Here is a 17,971-nt window from a genome sequence, read left to right as displayed (position 1 = left end):
GTGAGCTATGTCCGACATCCTTCGTCATGATAGGCGACTGTCTTCAACGCGGACCTGCTGCGCAGCAAGACGGATCTTGCGGCCGCGCGCCGGTCCCGTCTTTGGCCTTGATGGTCCGGTGCGCTTGAGCGCGGCGAGAAATCGAATCGCCGTGTCCAGCATGCGGCTGTGGCGGATATCGTGTTTGTAGAGCAGCCGGGATCGCGTGCCCTTGGCGCCTTGCAAGACTGAGGCGGTCCGCAGTCGCGCGGCGATGCCGCCCGTTCCGACATCCAGCCGCGCGATGCCGAGGGCCCGGCACTCAAGGCCGACCCGCGCTGTCGCGATCAGGTTGCACGCTTCCGGCGGCAACGGGCCGAAGCGAAGCCGGATGTCATCCTCGATGTCGTCGATCTCGGCGGCGCTCTCGGCGTGAGCCAGTCGCGCGTAGACATCGAGCCGTGTCGGCTGGTCCTGGACGTAGTTCGTCGGCAGCAATGCCGGCAGATCGACGCGCAGCTCCGGAAGCCAGATCTCGGCGGCGCGGTGCGGTCGTCCGTTCAGGGCACGTGACAGCAGCTCGTGATAGAGTGGCGGACCGAAAATCTGGACATGGCCCGCCTGCTGCTCCGACAGCAGATCACCGGCGCCGCGCAGGTCGAGATCGCGTGCGCTGATCTGAAATCCTGCACCGGTGAAGCTTAGCTCCTGCAAAGCCTGGAGCCGTTTCTCGGCCTCGTCGCCGGCAGCATCGGTGAGCAGATAGGCGAAGGCACGGGTGCCGCCGCGCCCCACACGCCCGCGCAATTGATGCAGCTGGGACAGGCCGAAGCGTTCGGCGCCGGAAATCAGGATCGTGTTGGCGCGCGGAATGTCCAGGCCGTTCTCGACGATGTTGGTCGCCAGCAGGACGTCGGCCTCGCCTGCCACGAAGCGCATCATCTGCGCATCGATATCCCGCGCCGGCATGCGCCCATGGATCATGGTGATGCTGAGCTCGGGGACCACTTGGCGGAGCCGTTCCTGCATCGGGCCGAGATCCTTGATCCGCGGACAGATCACGAAGCTCTGCCCGCCTCGGGCGTGCTCCTTGCGCAGCGCGATCGCCAGCGTGGCATCGAGGAGCGGTGCGCTCCTGGTGATCACGGGGCGACGTTGCGTCGGCGGCGTCGCGATGACGCTGAGATCGCGCAAGCCCGCGATGGCGCCCGCCATCGTGCGTGGGATCGGCGTCGCACTCATCGTCAATGTATGGACGCCCATGCGCAGTGTCGCGAGCCTCGCCTTGTCGGCGGCGCCGAAATGTTGCTCTTCGTCGACGATGACGAGACCGAGATCCGCGAACCGCGCGTCGTCCGTGGCGAGCGCCGTGGTGCCGATGACGAGCTTGAGCGAACCGTCCGCGAGCTGCCGCTTGGTGCTGCGCGCCTCCGCTGCCGATGACAAGCGCGAGAGGTGACCGATGCCGATCCCGAATGGTGCAAAGCGTTTCGTGAATGTCTGGACATGCTGTGCGGCGAGCACCGTCGTCGGCACGATCAGGGCGACTTGCCGGCCGGCAAGGACCGTCGCTGCTGCGGCCCGCAATGCGACCTCGGTCTTGCCGAAGCCGACGTCGCCGCACACGACTCGGTCCATGGGATGTCCCGCACCTAGGTCCTTCAGCACGTCTTCGATCGCGGCAGCCTGATCCGGCGTGGTGACGTAAGGGAATCGCGCCACGAAGCGCTCGTACTCCACTGCTGGAGCGGCGATGCGCGGCGCCTCGGTGCGAAGCCGCGTGCGAATCTGCTCGGACAGCATCGCCGCCGTACGGTCGATCTCGCGTTCGGCCTCCAGACAACGCGACGCCCACGAGCTGCCATCGGCATCATCGAGCTTGATCCCGCTCGGATCGCGCGCATACGGCCAGACCATCGCGAGCTCGGCGAGCGGCACCAGGATCGCCTCGTCGCCGGCGAAAACGAGACGGACCATCTCCCGCGTGCTGACATCCGGCGCCGAGACGATCTCCAACCCGTCGAGCCGCGCCAGCCCGCGCTGCAGATGAATCACGGCGCTACCCGGCACGGGAATGCCGCCGGCGGCCGCGGCTGTTGCTTGTTGGCGTGCCATCGGCAGGAGATGCCGGGCCCTGCTGCCGAGCACCTCCGCCGCGGTAATGACGATCCGGGGGCGGCCCGCGTCGGTCGTAAAGCCGCGATCCAGATCGACCAGCAGCGAGGTGATCACGTCGCCTCGCGTGCGCGTTGCCGCGGTCCAATCGACGCACCGCTCGGTCTTCACTTCGGCCAGGCGCTCCATGCGCTGCAGATCGCTCTCGGCGGCAGCGGTGAGAATGATCCGGGCGCCTCGCCGCCTGCAGCTTTCGATGAACCGCCGAAGTCCGGTCCGGGCTGCTCTCTGCTCGGCGAAGCGCGGGATCGGCTCGCTGTCGTCGGTCTTTGGCAGAATCTGTCCGCTGCGCAACGCGTGCTGCCAGCCGCTGCGGCTGATGAAGGCGTGCTCGCGGCGGCTGTTGTTGACCCCGTTCTCATCGAGTGCTCCAAGCCGCAGCTCCGCCCGCTCGGGAACATCGCTATCGACGACGATCTCGGCGCCGCTCAGATAGTCGAAGATGTCGACCGGCTTCGCCTCGCGGCCAATGCCGCGTTCCGACATCGGATCGATCAGCAATGTGTCGGCCGCTGCGATCTCGTCCTGTTGCACGGGGTCGAAAAAGCGGATGCCGCTAACCACCCCGTCGGCATGATTGATCCGGACGGGTCCGAGCGCGCCGGCCAGAAACAGCTCGGTGGTCTGGCCGTGGAACAGCACGCCGCCCGGATCGTCGGGAGGCTCATCGGGTGTATAGCCCAGGCTGACCAGCGTGGTGCGAAATCCCTCCAGGTCGATGGATTGCCCGGTCTCCATGCGCAGGCAGGCATCGTCCCAGCACCGCCGCGGCGGAACGCGCGGCAGCATGGCCTCGACGGTCGAAATCAGCATCGGCTTGCTCGCGCGCTCGGCCAAGCGCCTCAGCACATGGGCGCGGCGTCCGGCCAGTTCGCGCGATGGCTCGGCGTCGTCGAACGGCAAGGTGTCGAAGCGCGGCAGCACGAGAACGCCGCAGGCGGGATCCATCGCATGGAGGACCGCGGCGAGGCGTTCGGCGCGGGGTTCGTTGCTCGCAATGAAGAGCAGTCCCGGTGATACCGGCTGTTGCCGTGCTTGCAGCAGATGAACTGCGATGAGGCCGAGCGAGGCCGCGGACGACGGCAGCCGTTGCGTTCGCGATTGCGAGGTGCCGGCTGGTGTTGGTGATTTGCGCGAAGCTCTGGACTTGACCATCCCCACGCAAACACCGCCCAGGCCATCAGAGTTCCGGCGCTGACCGCGCATCGTCCGGGAATGCTGGCCCTGCGGGCGAGGTGTAGCAATGATCGTCACCGGCAGCTTGAGGCCGTTCGCATGATCATTGCATCTGCGGAGGCTACGGGCGACGCTCTCGGTAGAGCGGGACGCCGGCCCACGCATCAATGCTCGTCCAGCTTCGTCGCAAGAAAGTCGGCGACCGACGAGATGTCGATTGGCTTTTCCCAATGCGGAACGTCGGCGAATTCGGGGCGTATGGCGCCCTTGTCATAGCCGGTCGTAAAGACGAATGGAATGTTGCGCTCGCGCAGCGTTCGCGCGACAGGGAAAACCATATCCTCCCTGACATTGATGTCGAGCAGGGCGGCGTCGAAATTCCGTCCCGATCGCAGCAGCGCCTGCGCCTCGTCCAGATCAGACATCGGGCCGATCACATCAGCGCCGCGGCGCCGGAACTCGCGGGCGAGATCGTCAGCCAGAAAATATTCGTCCTCGACAATCAGGATGGATCGCCCGGCGAATGGCTGTGAGGAGCTGCGGGAAATGGCCGAGCCATGATGCATGACGTTCTCCTATGAGAATGACTGATAGGAACGACTGTTGGACAAATACCTTATCGGCAGCAGTTATGGAACGACCTCCGTTCCTGCGCCGGCGCTTGAGAGGGATCGGGCCTTGTCCAACCGAGACATCATCGTCATCGGCGGCTCATCGGGGGCGACCGCACCATTGAAGGAGATTCTCGGGCGGCTGTCGCCCGACATCCCAGCCGCGGTGTTTGTCGTCCTACACGTTCCTGCAGGTGGAATCGGTATCCTGTCGACCGTTGTCAACGCCGTGGGCCGTCTGCCCGTCAAGCACGCCGCCCATGGGATGCCGATCGAAAACGGAACCGTGTATCTCGCCGCGCCCGATCATCATCTGCTGGTGGTGGATGGCCAGGTCGTGCTGGGCCGCGGTCCCCATGAGAACATGGTGCGGCCCGCGGTCAATCCCTTGTTCCGATCCGCCGCGCTGCATTATGGGCCAAGGGTCATCGGGGTCATCCTAAGTGGACTCCTATCAGACGGTGCGACCGGCCTCAACGCAATTAAGCGCTGCGGCGGGGTCGCGGTGGTGCAGGCGCCGACGGATGCGCTTGCTGATGAGATGCCGCGGCGTGCGCTCGAAGCCGGTCCTGTCGACTACTGCCTGCCCGGCGCTGAGATCGGGGACGTTCTCGCCGAGCTGACCGAGACCCAGGCTGGGGCTGCGGGGCCGGCTCCGTTGGACATCCGCCTGGAGGTGGAGATGGCGGCCGGCGAGAGGGGCGATAGCGAGACGATGGCTGCGATCAGCAGGCCGGCGGCGTCGATCTGTCCGAGCTGCGGCGGCGTGCTGTCCAGCCTCACGGTCGACAAGCCGCTCCGATTCCGCTGCCAGGTCGGGCTCGCCTCTACGGCCGACGTGCTGGCCAGGGAGCAAGAGAGGCGGGTCGACGAGGCGATGCGCGTGGCGTTGCGCATCATCGATGAGCGCGCGGAGCTGGTGCGTCGAATGGGTGATGATGCGCGCGCCAGCGGCCGCAATGCCATCGCCGAGATGTATGAAGGCAGGTGTGCGGAGTACCGGCGCTACGCCGATCTGATCAGGCAGGTCGTGATCAAATCGCTGGATCTGCCATCCGGAGAGAGGTGAGCAGAGATGCTGGATCCGAGGTCGTATTCTTCTGCCGATGACACCGCGGCTGAGATCCGCTCCGAGGAGACGCAGTTGCGCAAGGCGGTCGCCGACATCTCGGAGGGCCGCATGCGGCTGCGCAACCAGCAGCTCCTGGTTGCCGAGATGCATGAGCGAGGGACCGCGCCGGCAGATTGCAGCAGGAGAGAGACGGCTGAGCGGCTCACGGTGCTGTTGCGCGACAGCCTGATCGAGTGGGATCGGCATCGCGTGCTGATCGAGCAACGGTTGGCTTATCTGTACGCCCGGCACCGGCGTGAGCTGAAGTCCTGACCTCGACCCCGTCGTGGAGACCTCCGGCTCGACCTGCCGACGCCTCACCGGTCGGGAGAGGCCAACTTGACGAACTGAACGCCGGTCGCGCACCAGGCGAACATGCAGCCATGCCCGTCCGCGAAATTCCTGATCCGGCCGGTTGCCACGTCGTTGTAGCCGAACAATCGCTCGACGTCCGCCATCACGAGGTGCAGGCCCTGGCCTGGAACCAAATGGTCCAGCTGCATTTGCAGAAGAGGCAGGCTGAGTGGCTCGCTCATGAGATAACAAGTAGAGGAAACGGGCGCGATCGATTTTGCGGCAGATCAAGCGGCGCTCGCGTGGGGCGAGACGTGGCGACCTCTCGCGCCGCGGAAGCCATGATCGGTGACGGCTATTTCGTTCGCGGGATGAATGGGCTAATTTGCCTCTCGTTTCGGCTGAGGCGGACTTGATTTGCGACAGGATATGGCGAGTGGCGGCTCTCAAGCGGGCGAAGGTCACAAGGCGCGGCGGCCGCTGATCATCGGTGTCGGCGCCTCGACCGGCAATACCGCGAGCCTTGCGCTGTTCCTGGCCAAGTGCGCGCTCGACCAGGATCTCGCGATGGTGCTGGTGCTCCAGCATCGCGAGGCGCTCGACCAGGACTGGCTGCGCCAGGTGCTGCAGCCGCTCGAAAGCGTGCAGTTTCGGGAGGTCGAGGACGGCGCGGAGATCGAGGGGCAGTCGATCTATCTGTGCCCGCCCAACGTCATCGCGACCTTGCAGGACAACCGCTTCGTCCTGCGCCAAAGTCCCCAGGCCCCCGGCGAGCGCGGCACCATCGACAGCCTGCTGGTGTCGCTTGCCGAGGACCGCGCGGAGCAGTCGATCGGCGTCATCCTGGCCGGCACGGGGGGCGACGGAACGCTCGGGGTTGCGGCGTTGAAGGATCATGGCGGGCTCGCGCTGGCCGAGCGCCTCGCCGACGAGGGCGAAGGGGAGCCGCAGGACAGCAGCAGGGCCGCGGCCATCGCCGACTTCGTGCTCCCGGCCGAGGACATCCCGGACCACATCCAGGTCTACGCCCGCCATCTGCGCCGGCTCGAGGAGCGCCACGGCTTCGACGAGGTCCTTGCCGCCGCCGCGGTCTCGCTCGGGCGGATCGCCGACATCCTGCGCAACAAGACCGGCAACGACTTTCATGGCTACAAGCAGAACACTTTCCTGCGCCGCGTTCAGCGCCGGATGCAGGTGGTTCAGATCGGCGACATCGCGGCCTATGTCGACTTCCTGCGCACCGACAAGGACGAGGTTCAGCAACTCTTCAACGACCTGCTGATCGGCGTGACCGAGTTCTTCCGCGACAGGCGGGAGTTCGAGGTTCTGGAGCAGGACGTCATTCCGCAGATCTTCGCCGGCAAGCAGAGCGGACAGCAGATTCGCGTCTGGGTGCTCGGCTGCGCCACCGGCGAGGAGGCCTATTCGATCGCGATCTTGCTGCGTGAGCATGCAGCCAAGCTCGACTCGTCGCCCTCGCTGCAGATTTTCGCCACCGACATCGACGGCCGGGCACTGGCGGCGGCGCGGGTCGGCCGCTATCGCACCGACATCGAGGCCAACATCACGCCCGAGCGGCTGGCGCGCTGGTTCGTCCGCGAGGGCGATACCTATTGCGTGGTGAAGGAGCTGCGCGAGATGATCATCTTCTCGCAGCACAATGTCATCAAGGATGCGCCGTTCTCCAAGCTCGACCTGGTGTCCTGCCGCAACCTGCTGATCTACCTGAATGCCGAGCTGCAGAACCGGGTGATCCCGCTGTTCCACTTCGCGCTGCTGCCCGGGCGGTTTCTGTTCCTCGGCAATTCGGAGAACGTGACGCGGCACCCGAAACTGTTTTCGCCGGTCGACCGCCGCTCTCGGATCTTCCGCAAGCTCGATACCGGATCGCGGCTGCCGCCGGAGTTTCCGATCAGCGCGGCCGCCGGGCGCGTACCGGTGGAGATGCCGGCGATCCGCGCCGTCGGCTCCGATGTCGGCCTGGAGCGCAAGGCCCAGCGCATCGCCGAGCGCTACGCCCCGGCCTATGTCATCATCGACGGCAACTTCCAAATTTTGCATTTTTCGGGCCGGACCGGCCGCTTCATCGAGCCGACCGCCGGCGCTGCGACGTTGGATCTGCTCAGCCTCGTGCATCGCGACCTCAGGCTCGAATTGCGCACGGCGCTCGCCCGTGCGCGCGAGACCAGCCAGACCGTGCATGCCGATCAGGTTCTGCTCGGCGTCAACGGTCACACCGTCGGGGTCGACGTCACCGTCGAGCCGGTGGACGATGGCGCCGACGTACATCGCAGCTTCGTCGTGCTGTTCAAGGAAGGCCCGCTCCGGCCGTCTGCTTCGCTTGCGGGCGGCAACGGCGGGCTCGTGCGCAGCGAGCATGTCGAGCGTCTCGAGAGCGACCTGAGGGCGACGCGCGAACGGTTGCAGGCCACGATCGAGGAGCTGGAGAGCACCAATGAGGAGCTCAAATCCTCCAACGAGGAATATCAGTCGCTGAACGAGGAGCTGCAATCCGCCAATGAGGAGCTCGAGACCTCGCGCGAGGAGCTGCAATCGGTCAACGAGGAGCTCACGACCGTCAACGGCGAACTTGCGCATCGCGTCCAGGAGCTGACGCGCGCAACCAGCGACCTGAAGAACTTTCTCGAAAGCACGCAGATCGCGACCGTCTTCGTGGACAACGATCTCCGGGTGATGAACTTCACCCCCGCGATCACCCAGGTGCTGCATCTGGTCGAGACCGACGTCGGGCGGCCGATCGCCCATATCAAGGCGAAGATCCCGATCGAGGAGCTGTACGAGGACGTCCGCCGGGTGCTGCGCACGCTCGCCAGCGCCGAGCGCGAGCTGACCGCGCCGGACAGCGGCACCCGCTTCATCGTCCGCATGCTGCCCTATCGCAGCGTCGACAACTTCATCGCGGGGGTGGTGATGACCTTCATTAACGTCACTGCGATCACGCGGGCCGAGGAGCGCCAGCGCCTGCTGCTGGCGGAGCTGCAGCATCGCGTACGCAACACGCTTGGCGTCGTCCGCTCGATCGCTCGGCGCTCGGCCCAGACCAGCGCGACGGTCGAGGACTATGCCGCCCATCTCGATGGCCGGCTCGGCGCGCTGGCGCGCACCCAGGCCGCGGTGACGCGGGACCCGGAAGCGGGCGTCGATCTCGAATATCTGCTGGCCGACGAGCTGATGGCGTACAAGGCGCGCGAGGGCGAGCAGGTGCGGATGTCCGGGCCGTCGATGCGGCTGCAGCCTAAGGCCGCCGAGACATTGTCGCTCGCCATTCATGAGCTGGCGACCAATGCAGTGAAATACGGCGCGCTCAGCCAGCCGACCGGGCGCATCGAGATCAGCTGGCATATCGACGAGAGCGTCGATCCCAGGGAATTGGTGTTCGAATGGCGAGAGAGAGGAGGGCCCGAGGTGAAGCCGTCGCAGCGAAAGGGATTTGGCACCGAGATCCTGGAGCGGACGTTGGCGTTCGAGCTGAAGGGCAGGACGCAGCTGTCGTTCAATACGGCGGGCCTGCAATTCCAGATCATCCTTCCGCTCAGCCGCAGTTTCGTCCAGAGCCCCGCGACATCACAGCGATGAGCGGCCGAGGCATCACCGCGCATACGGCGGATGTCGTCCTCCGCCGGCTGCGTGCGTTCCGCGCGGTGTCCGACGAGGCGGCCGCGAAGCTCGAACAGGCCGTGCGGGGCCACGTCGTGCTGGCTTCGGCCGGGCAAGAGCTGGCAGCCGAGGGGGATGCCGCGGTCACCATCCGCATGATGCTGACCGGCTGGGCGGTCCGCTACAAGACATTGGAAGATGGCCGCCGGCAGATCGTCAATCTGGCGTTGCCCGGTGATACCTGTGATGCGCAGATCTATCTCGTGAAGCGGCTCGATCATTCGATCGCGGCGCTGACGCCGGTCAGCTACGCCGAGCTGGATCGCGAGCGCTTCGAGAGCCTGATCGCGTGCGATCGCAAGCTGGCCGAAGCGTTCTGGTGCGAGACGCTCTCCAATGCCGCGATCCAGCGCGAGTGGACGCTGAACCTCGGGCGTCGCGATGCCTATGAGCGCGTCGCGCATCTGCTGTGTGAGGTGATGACGCGGCTGCGGGCGGTCGGGCTGGTCGATGGCGACAGCTGCGCGTTTCCGATCACGCAGATGGATCTGGCCGATGCCACCGGCCTCTCGGTGGTGCATGTGAACCGGACGCTGCAGGAGCTGCGCTCCGCCGGTCTGATCGTGCTGCGCGACCGCACGTTGACCGTCCCGGATCTCGACGCGCTGATGGAGACCGCTCTCTTCACACCGGACTATCTGCACTATCTGTCGCCGGACTGATCGCACACGGACGGGCGTCGGTGTCGTCTCGGCGGCGGTTTGGGGCGTTTCCGTCGCGGCTTGCATTCGCGGCATGCGCGTCACCATCTCGCGGCGCCTGGTGCGTCCGAGTTGATCGGGATGTGGCCCTCGGAGATCATGAGGGCGCGGGGAATGCCGGGCGCTGGCCGCACCCATGGCCCGCCTGCAGAAAAGAAAGCAGGCGGCAGTCACCACAGGTTCAGCCGAGACATCCCGGCATTCCCCGCGCGATGGTTGGGCGGCTTATACGCATTCTCCCCGGGGACCGGGCTGTCTTGCCCCCGTCACGGACGGATCATCATGACCATCCGCTTGGCCTCAGCGTCGGGAGACCAGGACCATGCGACTTCGCCGGCGCGCGGCCTCGTTCGTCCGCATGGCCTTGAGCCACGCTGCGAGACCCTCGCACCCACCGCATCCCACCCCGCGCGTCGTGACGATCGCGATGCGCCCCTCATGGCGAGGCGGGACCGGTACAGATAAGCATGAATACGGAAAAAACGAAAGCGGAATATTTTTCGCGGAGGGACTGGACAGAGCAAATCAGTCTGGACGCGCAGGGGAATTTCGTGTCCAGGCGCACCGCGTGGGCAGGCGTTTGATCGAAGCGAAGCGAGCAAGGGGGGCGACGATCGTACCGGACCGCGCTAACGGCGTCGCCACGACGTGATCAGGCCTGCGAGCCCGGCATCGAGCATCTCGTCCCCCTCTGCCAGGGCCGCATGGTATGTGAGCCAATATTTGCCAACGAGCGCGTAATGCGCACAAAGAGCTTCGCTTGGAGCCTGACAGACCACGAGCCGCGCGAGCTGGCCGTTGTCGTTCAGCCGAGCATAGTAGCGCTGAATGCGCGTGATCCCGCCCGGCTGCATCGTGTAGCTCAGGTCGAATGTCCGGTATCCAGCACGGTCCGGGCCTCGGCTCATCTCCGAGCGGCGCTCGCGCCAGGACCGCAAGTCCGATCCGAGGGCGCTCTCGTCGTCAGGCGAGAAGATAGAGTGAGCAGGGCCCTTCGTCTCGGAGGTGCCTTGTGGGGGCAATCAGCCCGCGGCTGTCAGCGGCTGCCCATCGTCGCCGGCGGCCGGCCCCGCTTTCGTCACTGTCTGATTCACGCATCGCGGCGACGGCCTGAATGTCGTCCCGGCGCGACCATCGGAGCGCTCGGCTCATGCACCGCGCTGGAGCGCGCATGCCACATTTGGTGCTCTACCTTAAAGGGATTCCAGCGGACGCGGCGGTGAAATCATTTGATCGGCGCTGGATGATCCGCATGATGCCGGCTCACGATCGATTTGAGTGGTCAGACGTCTTGCCGTTGCAATGTTCGGACCGGTCTCTGGCGCGCCAGGACAACGTCCCTTTTTTCCGCTGCTATCGTGCACCCTGCGATCGTGGCCTGTTTGTTTCTGGATTTGTCGCGTTTCCATTGCGGGGGTCGGCATCCTCACGCGGCTGAGAGTTTGGCCGAGGCCTTCGTCGATCTTGAACGCAAACGATCTGGCGCGGCTGGACGCGCTTCGGCAGGTGATGAATCAAGGTGGGTTCGAGCGCAATGCGGGTTTGGGTTCAGGTGCACACATGGACGTCGCTGATCAGCATGATCTTCATGCTGATGTTGTGTCTGACGGGACTGCCGCTGATTTTCCATGACGAGATCAATCATCTTCTCGAGGATGAGATCGCAGCACCTGCGATGCCCGCGGATACACCCATTCTGCCGCTCGATCGCCTGATCGCTGCTGCAAGGCAGCAGCTGCCGGAGCAGCACGTGCTGTTCGTGACCCTGAAGGCCGCCGAGCCGCTCGTGGTCGTCGCGCTGTCGCCGACCGTAATCCCGGTGCCCGGACAGCTGCATCGCGTGACGGTCGACGCCCGCACCGCCGCCGTGCTGGGCGAGGAGGCGCCGCATCAGGACGTGATGGACGTCATCCTGCGGATTCACCGCGACATGTTCACCGGTCTGCCCGGCGAGCTCTTTCTCGGCCTGATGGGGCTCGTCTTCGCGGCATCGATCGTGTCCGGCGTCGTCGTCTACTGGCCGTTCATGCGGCGGCTGCAGTTCGGAACGGTCAGGGATCGCTCAGTTCGTCTCAAATGGCTCGACCTGCATAATCTGCTCGGCATCGTCACGGTGAGCTGGACGCTCGCGGTGGGGCTGACCGGCACCATCAACACGCTCGCGGTCCCGTTGTCCGATCTGTGGCGCGCCCAGACGATGCCGGCGCTGCTCGCGCCCTATCAGGGCAAGCCGCTCGCCGAAGCGAAGTCGGTCGAGGCCGCGGTCGACGCCGTGCGCATCGCTCATCCGGATCGCCAGGTCGCATCGGTGACCATGCCGACGACGACGCGGTTCGGCAGCCCGCAGCACGTCATCGTCTGGACCAAGGGCAAGACGCCGTTCACGGCGCGCATGTTCTCGCCCGTGCTGGTGGATGCGTTGGACAGCACGAAAATGGTGGCGCCCGCATTGGCCTGGTATCTGCGCGCGCTGCAAGTGTCGCGGCCGCTGCATTTCGGCGATTATGGCGGGCTGCCCTTGAAGATCATCTGGGCGCTGCTCGACATCATCACCATCATCGTGCTGTGCAGCGGCCTCTATCTCTGGGTGGCCAAGCGATGGGGCAGCAGGCGCAGGACGTCCAGCGTCCCCGCGCAGGCGGCGGCCGCCGGGGTGTCGCCATGAGCTCCTCCGCGACATCGGCGGGCAGGCTGCCGCAGCTCTCGACATGGCAGGTGTTTCGCGCCCCGTTGCTGATCGGCCTCGTCGCGGCCGCCGGGCTCGCGTTCGGCCTGTTCGGCGAAGGCCTGTGGGATGGCCTTTGCTGGCTCGGACTGTCGGTGCCGGTGCTGTTGTCTCTGATCTACGGGACGCGGTGGAATCGTCGGGGGAAGGCCGCCACTGATGGTCGTCAGGCCGACCCGAGCGACGCTGCTCTCTGAGCGATCGCGCGCCTCGCATTGAAAGCGAGCATCATCGTCATCGAAATCGCGCTGACCTCGGATCCGAGGTCATGCCGCTCACTCGCTCATGTGCGATGCCTTGCGCCATGTGAACGCATGACGCGCGATGGCGCACGTCCATTCTCGATCGATCCGTAACTCAGGCCCCGCGCTGCTCGTCCGAGAGCGATGGGCGCGAGCAGCGTGTGATACAATCAGACACGGACTGATGCATGTCGTCACATGACAGGACATCGTTCGTCCCGTCTGCGGCGCGCGTGCAGCAACATCACAGCAAAAATTTGTAGACTGATGAGTTAAAATTGTTCAAGAAAGTCTGGCATGACCGGGAGTTGAACGAGCGGAGTTCGTTCGCGCCGAGTCGAGCTGGCAGATCTGCGTCGTTATCGACGACTCCTGCGCTTCTTTGGAAGGCTTCGAAGAAGCATCAGCGAAGAAAATCCCGCTGTAACGACAATCCCTTGAATCACGTTCGCGGACAGTCGTGTCGCTTGTTAGACCTGTTCTACGTGGCAGGACGCCATCCTCGAATACCTGTGTGTTAGGAGCGCCGACGAACCAAGTTGGAACTTGGAATGATTGGGGTGTCGGAATGGTTTGTCGTGCGAAGGATAAAGACGTCAGGTTGATGTCGTGGGGGCTCGTAAGCTCGTTGGCGCTCACGCTGGGGATCGGGGGTGTTCAGCCGGCATCCGCCCAGATGAAACTTCCCGACGTGACCGTCGATGCACCCAAGCCCAAGACCCGGCAGGCCACGCAGAGAACCCAGGCCACCACCACACGGAACGCGCAGCGGCGTGTCGCGACGCGCAACCTGCCGCCGAGGGCTCCCGTGCCCTACGTGACGCCCTCGACCGGCACGATCGGCGCGCCGCCGTCCCCCTATGCCGGCGGCCAGGTCGCAACCGGCGGCGGCCTCGGCCTGCTCGGCAATCGCGGCGTGATGGACACGCCGTTCAACCAGACGAGCTTCACCTCGCAGCTGATCCAGAACCAGCAGGCCCGCACCATCCGCGACGTACTGGTCAACGATCCCTCGGTGCGGACGATCCAGGCGGCCGGCGGTGGTGCCGACAGCCTTTTCATCCGCGGCTTCTACTACGACAGCGGCGACTATGCGTTGAACGGCCTGGCCGGTATCGCGCCGTACTACTCGACGGGCGCCAACTTCATCGAGCGCGTGGAACTGCTGAAGGGGCCCGCGGCCCTGCTCAACGGCATGACCGTGGGCGGTACGGGTGCATCGAGCGGCGGCGCCGTCGGCGGCAGCGTCAATCTGGTGACGAAGCATGCGCCCGATGCTGACATCACGCAGCTGACGACGACCTACGCCTCGAAGTCGCAATTCGGCGAGCAGGTCGACGTCAGTCGTCGCTATGGCGAGCACAAGGAGTGGGGCGTCCGGCTGAACAGCACCTATGTGAACGGCAACACGCCGTGGGACCGTCAGAAGGACGAGTTCGGCAACGCCCATCTCGCCGTCGATTATCACGGCGAGAATGTGCGGATCGACGCGGATGTCGGCTATCAGGCCGATCAGCTGAATCCGCCGCTGCGGTTCTTCACCGTCGGAGCGACGACGACCAGCATTCCGGCGCCGCCGTCGCCCGGCACCAACTTCCAGGTTCCGTGGGCGTACTACGCCCCGACCGATTTCTTCTCCACGGTGAAGGGCGAAGTCGATCTCAATGACCGCATCACGGCTTATGCGGGATTCGGGTATCACGACAGCAACATCAACTACCGCTATGCCTCGCCGGTGATTTCCAACACGGGCGCCCTGAGCGGCCTTCCATTGACGGGAAGCGAGACCTACCAGACATTTGCCGGCGAAGCCGGCTTCCGCATGACGGCTGACACCGGGCCGATCAACCATGCCCTCAATGTCGGTTATTCCGTCACCGATCGCACCTATACGCAGCGCGTCGTGACTGCCGCGACCATCCCGGCGACGGCGTGGAACCTCTATGCCGATCCGAGCAACATCCCGCTGACGGGCTTCTCGTCCACCCTGGCGGCCAATCAGCAGGTCGGGGCCAATCTGTGGAGCGTGGGCGTCTCCGACACCATGTCGATTCTCAACAAGCGGATCCAGCTGACGGTCGGCGCCCGCCGGCAAACGGCAGGCACGGAGGTCGCGAATTTTCTTCCCAACACCACGAGCCGGCCGTTCGCAGATACCTCGGTCTGGACCCCGGCCTATGCGCTCGTGATCAAGCCGGTCGAGCATGTCTCGCTCTACGCCAACTACATCGAGGGCCTGCAGACGCCGGTCGTCGTGACCGGCAATTTCGCGAATGTCGGCACGGTGTTCCCGCCCGGCCAGACCAAACAGGTCGAAGCGGGTGTCAAGGTCGATTTCGGCCGCATCACGACCACCGTCAGCGCCTTCGATATCTCACGGCCGAGCGTCATCAGCGTGACCGCGGCAGGCGCGACGCAGGCGAGCCAGGCTCTCAACGGCTTGCAACGCAACACCGGCGCCGAGTTCAACGTGTTCGGCGAGGTCATGCCGTCGCTGCGGCTGCTGGGTGGTGTCGCCTATACGCATGGCGTGCAGGAGCAGACCCAGGGAGGAGCGACGGACGGCAAGCGTGCGGTCGGCGTGCCCGAGCTCACCGCCAGTCTCGGCGCCGAGTGGGATACGTCCTTCATGCGGGATCTGACCCTGACCGGACGAGTCGTCTACACCGGGGCTCAGTACGTCGACGTGAAGAATACGATTTCGTTGCCCGATTGGACGCGGGTCGATCTCGGCGCGCGCTACACCTTCAAATCGCCGTGGAATGGAAAGCCGATCGTCGTTCGCGCCAGCGTCGAGAACGTGTTCAACAAGGCCTATTGGGCATCCGCCTATAGCGGCGTGATCACGCTCGGAGCACCACGCACCTATCTCGTCTCGACGACGTTCAACTTCTGAGCCCGACAGAGACAAGCCCGATCATGAGGCCGCTGCGGGAAGATGCGCGGCGGCCATTGATTTCAAAGCGATGAGTTGGTCGCAATCATCGCTTCAAGCGAATCATTAAAATTGTTGTTCGTGCGCAGGATCATGCCGTCGCGCAATGCGTGATGATCGATCGAATCGTCATTGATGTGCCTGCTCACCGGCTGAATACGCATGCATCCTGATGTTGAGTTGTCGCGAAGACGTCACCTTGGAGAGATTAAAAACTTTGAGTAGCGGTATCCTTTTGACTGTCATTCTCAACTGCATTACTCGTAGTTCATCGCCATCGCTTGTTAGTAGGAGTAGCCGGACATGATGGTCTTCGACAGAGATGACGTCACCTTCACCGTCGTCGTGAATCACGAAGAGCAATATTCGATCTGGCCGACGTTCAAGGACATCCCGAACGGCTGGACCGCTGTCGGCGTCACCGGCAGCAAGAAGGAATGTCTGGACCATATCGAGCGGGTCTGGACCGACATGCGGCCGCTCTCGCTGCGCAAATTTATGCAGGACAATTCTCAGGCCACGCCGGCAGCGCAATCCTGAAGCACGGGAGACTGGCTGCGATGCGGCTGATCTGTTTGCCCTACGCGGGAGGCAGCGCAATGATCTATGCGCGCTGGCGGCGAGTTCTGCCGGCATGGATCGATGTCGTCCCCATGGAGCTGCCGGGGCGCGGCATGCGAATGGACGAGCCGCTGCAGACGGATCCTGCTGCCTTGGCGGATCAGCTTGCGGCTGAGCTGGCCGGCGAGCGGCGGACTGCGCCTTATGTGCTGTTCGGGCACAGTCTCGGTGGATTGATCGCATTCGAGGTCGCGCACGGATTGCTTGCGCGCGGGGCAGCGCAGCCGGAGATGTTGCTGGTGTCGGGGACCGAGGCGCCGGCCATGCGCGACGGCGGCCGCTGGCGGGAGCCGCTCGGCGATGACGCGCTTCGCGACGAACTGACGAGGCTGAAGGGAACGCCTCGGGAGGCCCTGCAGAGCGCGGAGATCATGGGGCACGCTTTGCCGATCCTGCGGGCCGACTTCCTGATGTGCGGCAACTACGTCCATCGGCAACGGCCGCCCTTGCCTTGTCCGGTTCATGTGTTCGGCGGCGACAGCGACGAGACGCGCCGCGAGGCGCTGGAGGCCTGGCGCGGCGAGACAGCGGCGGGCTTCGGGTTCGACATGCTGCCCGGCGACCATTTCTTCATTCACGCGCAGCAGGCCGAGCTGTTGAGCCGCATCACCGCGCTGCTGGCGCGGCAGGGATCTCCGCGGCTTGCGGCAGCCGGCGCGGGGTGAGGCGTGCGCGCCTAGCGAGCGGGCCGGACTCTTGAAGACGAGCTGATGCTGATTTGGAAGGAAGTGGGGAGGAATCATGTTCATGATACAACCTAAAATAGATCGAGAGGCGCTTCCGTTCCTTTTGCGGGCCAGCCGCAGGCAGCAACCTCTGACGGATGTCGTCAGCGAGCTGCGCGACATGATCCAGCGTCAGCTGTATGCGAGCGGCGGGATTCTGTTCCGCGATTTCCATCTCGACGGCGCCGAGGGGTTCAGGAGTTTCGCCGCGAGCTTCGGCGATCCGCTGCTCACCTATGAGTTCGGCTCGACGCCGCGCACGCAGGTCAGCTCCGGCGTCTACACCTCGACGGAGTATCCGCCGCACCAGAGCATTCCGCTGCACAACGAGCAGGCCTATACGCGCGACTGGCCGATGAAGATCTGGTTCTACTGCCAGCAGGCGGCGCAACAGGGCGGCGAGACGCCGATCGCCGACAGCCGGCTGATCTACCGCGACATGCCCGATGCCATCCGGAGCCGGTTTGCCGAGAAGGGCGTCATGTATGTCCGCAACTATGGCAGCGGCCTCGATGTCGACTGGCGGCAGGTGTTCGGCACGGAATCCAAGGCGGATGTCGAGGCCTACTGCGCCGCCCATTCGATCACCTGCGAATGGAAGGACGGCGATGAGCTGCGCACCCGGCAGGTCTGCCAGGGCACCGCGGTCCATCCCGTGACCGGGGATGTCGTCTGGTTCAACCAGGCGCACCTGTTCCATGTCTCGAGCCTTGCACCAGAGGTGCGCGAAAGCCTGCTCGACATCGTCGGTGATGCCTTGGAGCTGCCGCGCAATGCCTATTACGGCGACGGCTCGCCGATCGAGGACGCGACGCTCGCCGCGGTGCGCGGCGTGCTCGACCGGCACAAGATCATCTTCCCCTGGCAGACGGGCGACGTTGTGATGTTGGACAACATGCTGACGGCGCACGCGCGCGAGCCGTTCAAGGGACCGCGGCGCGTGATCGTCGCGATGGCGCAGGCCCATCGGCTGCAATGAGCCGCCTCCGCCGAGCCTG

Annotated in this window: 15 protein-coding genes; 10 read left to right on the top strand and 5 right to left on the bottom strand. The window is 64.8% G+C overall.

Annotated elements, in window-relative coordinates:
• Positions 1 to 24: 24 nt before the first annotated feature.
• Together NLR35_RS06900 and NLR35_RS06895 are read right to left on the bottom strand one after the other, a co-directional pair.
• Positions 25 to 3,102: a DEAD/DEAH box helicase gene (locus NLR35_RS06900; protein ID WP_257165802.1), complete on the bottom strand. Its 3,078-nt coding sequence runs from the start codon at positions 3,100 to 3,102 to the stop codon at positions 25 to 27.
• Positions 3,103 to 3,494: 392 nt separating this feature from the next.
• Positions 3,495 to 3,896 carry a response regulator gene (locus NLR35_RS06895; RefSeq protein ID WP_257165801.1) on the bottom strand — a complete coding sequence of 134 codons (402 nt, stop codon included), beginning with the start codon at positions 3,894 to 3,896 and terminating at the stop codon, positions 3,495 to 3,497.
• Positions 3,897 to 4,008: 112 nt separating this feature from the next.
• Between NLR35_RS06895 and NLR35_RS06890 the strand changes: the two genes are divergently transcribed.
• Together NLR35_RS06890 and NLR35_RS06885 are read left to right on the top strand one after the other, a co-directional pair.
• Entirely contained in the window at positions 4,009 to 5,010 is a 1,002-nt protein-coding gene (locus NLR35_RS06890; protein WP_257166144.1) for a chemotaxis protein CheB, read from the top strand.
• Between the two features lie 6 nt (positions 5,011 to 5,016).
• Positions 5,017 to 5,325, top strand: a complete 309-nt coding sequence (locus NLR35_RS06885) for a hypothetical protein (protein ID WP_257165800.1) — start codon at positions 5,017 to 5,019, stop codon at positions 5,323 to 5,325.
• Positions 5,326 to 5,369: 44 nt separating this feature from the next.
• Here the strand turns inward: NLR35_RS06885 and NLR35_RS06880 are convergent, their stop codons facing one another.
• A complete protein-coding gene (locus tag NLR35_RS06880) occupies positions 5,370 to 5,588 on the bottom strand; it encodes a hypothetical protein (protein ID WP_257165799.1) in 219 nt (72 codons plus the stop codon).
• A 187-nt stretch (positions 5,589 to 5,775) separates the two neighbouring features.
• Between NLR35_RS06880 and NLR35_RS06875 the strand changes: the two genes are divergently transcribed.
• Positions 5,776 to 8,943, top strand: a complete 3,168-nt coding sequence (locus tag NLR35_RS06875) for a CheR family methyltransferase (RefSeq protein WP_257166143.1) — start codon at positions 5,776 to 5,778, stop codon at positions 8,941 to 8,943.
• Positions 8,940 to 9,686: a Crp/Fnr family transcriptional regulator gene (locus NLR35_RS06870; RefSeq protein ID WP_257165798.1), complete on the top strand. Its 747-nt coding sequence runs from the start codon at positions 8,940 to 8,942 to the stop codon at positions 9,684 to 9,686. Before NLR35_RS06875 ends, NLR35_RS06870 begins: the two co-directional genes overlap by 4 nt.
• Positions 9,687 to 10,354: 668 nt before the next feature.
• Here NLR35_RS06870 and NLR35_RS06865 read toward each other — a convergent pair.
• Positions 10,355 to 10,663, bottom strand: coding sequence for a hypothetical protein (locus tag NLR35_RS06865; protein WP_257165797.1), 309 nt, complete (start codon positions 10,661 to 10,663; stop codon positions 10,355 to 10,357).
• A 596-nt stretch (positions 10,664 to 11,259) separates the two neighbouring features.
• Here NLR35_RS06865 and NLR35_RS06860 point away from each other — a divergent pair.
• From NLR35_RS06860 to NLR35_RS06850, 3 genes are all read left to right on the top strand, one after another.
• Complete coding sequence (locus tag NLR35_RS06860; protein WP_257165796.1) at positions 11,260 to 12,390, top strand: PepSY domain-containing protein; 1,131 nt, start codon at positions 11,260 to 11,262, stop codon at positions 12,388 to 12,390.
• Positions 12,387 to 12,647, top strand: a complete 261-nt coding sequence (locus tag NLR35_RS06855; RefSeq protein WP_257165795.1) for a hypothetical protein — start codon at positions 12,387 to 12,389, stop codon at positions 12,645 to 12,647. Before NLR35_RS06860 ends, NLR35_RS06855 begins: the two co-directional genes overlap by 4 nt.
• A gap of 613 nt (positions 12,648 to 13,260) precedes the next feature.
• A complete protein-coding gene (locus NLR35_RS06850; protein WP_257165794.1) occupies positions 13,261 to 15,588 on the top strand; it encodes a TonB-dependent siderophore receptor in 2,328 nt (775 codons plus the stop codon).
• 62 nt (positions 15,589 to 15,650) lie between these two features.
• Here the strand turns inward: NLR35_RS06850 and NLR35_RS06845 are convergent, their stop codons facing one another.
• Entirely contained in the window at positions 15,651 to 15,791 is a 141-nt protein-coding gene (locus tag NLR35_RS06845) for a hypothetical protein (RefSeq protein WP_257165793.1), read from the bottom strand.
• Between the two features lie 139 nt (positions 15,792 to 15,930).
• On the opposite strand from NLR35_RS06845, the gene NLR35_RS06840 reads away from it, so the two are divergent.
• The 3 genes from NLR35_RS06840 (at position 15,931) to NLR35_RS06830 (ending at position 17,952) form a co-directional block, all read left to right on the top strand.
• Entirely contained in the window at positions 15,931 to 16,167 is a 237-nt protein-coding gene (locus NLR35_RS06840; protein ID WP_257165792.1) for an MbtH family protein, read from the top strand.
• A gap of 20 nt (positions 16,168 to 16,187) precedes the next feature.
• Complete coding sequence (locus NLR35_RS06835; RefSeq protein WP_257165791.1) at positions 16,188 to 16,913, top strand: thioesterase II family protein; 726 nt, start codon at positions 16,188 to 16,190, stop codon at positions 16,911 to 16,913.
• A gap of 76 nt (positions 16,914 to 16,989) precedes the next feature.
• The gene (locus NLR35_RS06830) at positions 16,990 to 17,952 is read left to right on the top strand and encodes a TauD/TfdA family dioxygenase (protein WP_257165790.1); all 963 of its coding nucleotides are present in this window, start codon (positions 16,990 to 16,992) and stop codon (positions 17,950 to 17,952) included.
• The last annotated feature ends 19 nt before the right edge of the window (positions 17,953 to 17,971 follow it).

Origin of the sequence: Bradyrhizobium sp. SRS-191 (assembly GCF_024586915.1) — a bacterium.
In the GTDB taxonomy this organism is placed as follows: Bacteria; Pseudomonadota; Alphaproteobacteria; order Rhizobiales; family Xanthobacteraceae; genus Bradyrhizobium.
Note: the sequence above shows the minus strand (reverse complement) of the source record. Positions and strands in the feature narration are given on the sequence as shown.

Bases quoted from the DNA above. Each gene is read 5' to 3' on its own strand.
- NLR35_RS06895 (WP_257165801.1), bottom strand. From the start codon at position 3,896: ATGCATCATGGCTCGGCCATTTCCCGCAGCTCCTCACAGCCATTCGCC.
- NLR35_RS06880 (WP_257165799.1), bottom strand. From the start codon at position 5,588: ATGAGCGAGCCACTCAGCCTGCCTCTTCTGCAAATGCAGCTGGACCAT.
- NLR35_RS06850 (WP_257165794.1), top strand. From the start codon at position 13,261: ATGGTTTGTCGTGCGAAGGATAAAGACGTCAGGTTGATGTCGTGGGGG.
- NLR35_RS06885 (WP_257165800.1), top strand. From the start codon at position 5,017: ATGCTGGATCCGAGGTCGTATTCTTCTGCCGATGACACCGCGGCTGAG.
- NLR35_RS06830 (WP_257165790.1), top strand. From the start codon at position 16,990: ATGTTCATGATACAACCTAAAATAGATCGAGAGGCGCTTCCGTTCCTT.
- NLR35_RS06870 (WP_257165798.1), top strand. From the start codon at position 8,940: ATGAGCGGCCGAGGCATCACCGCGCATACGGCGGATGTCGTCCTCCGC.
- NLR35_RS06840 (WP_257165792.1), top strand. From the start codon at position 15,931: ATGATGGTCTTCGACAGAGATGACGTCACCTTCACCGTCGTCGTGAAT.
- NLR35_RS06860 (WP_257165796.1), top strand. From the start codon at position 11,260: ATGCGGGTTTGGGTTCAGGTGCACACATGGACGTCGCTGATCAGCATG.
- NLR35_RS06855 (WP_257165795.1), top strand. From the start codon at position 12,387: ATGAGCTCCTCCGCGACATCGGCGGGCAGGCTGCCGCAGCTCTCGACA.
- NLR35_RS06845 (WP_257165793.1), bottom strand. From the start codon at position 15,791: ATGCGTATTCAGCCGGTGAGCAGGCACATCAATGACGATTCGATCGAT.
- NLR35_RS06875 (WP_257166143.1), top strand. From the start codon at position 5,776: ATGGCGAGTGGCGGCTCTCAAGCGGGCGAAGGTCACAAGGCGCGGCGG.
- NLR35_RS06835 (WP_257165791.1), top strand. From the start codon at position 16,188: ATGCGGCTGATCTGTTTGCCCTACGCGGGAGGCAGCGCAATGATCTAT.
- NLR35_RS06900 (WP_257165802.1), bottom strand. From the start codon at position 3,102: ATGGATCCCGCCTGCGGCGTTCTCGTGCTGCCGCGCTTCGACACCTTG.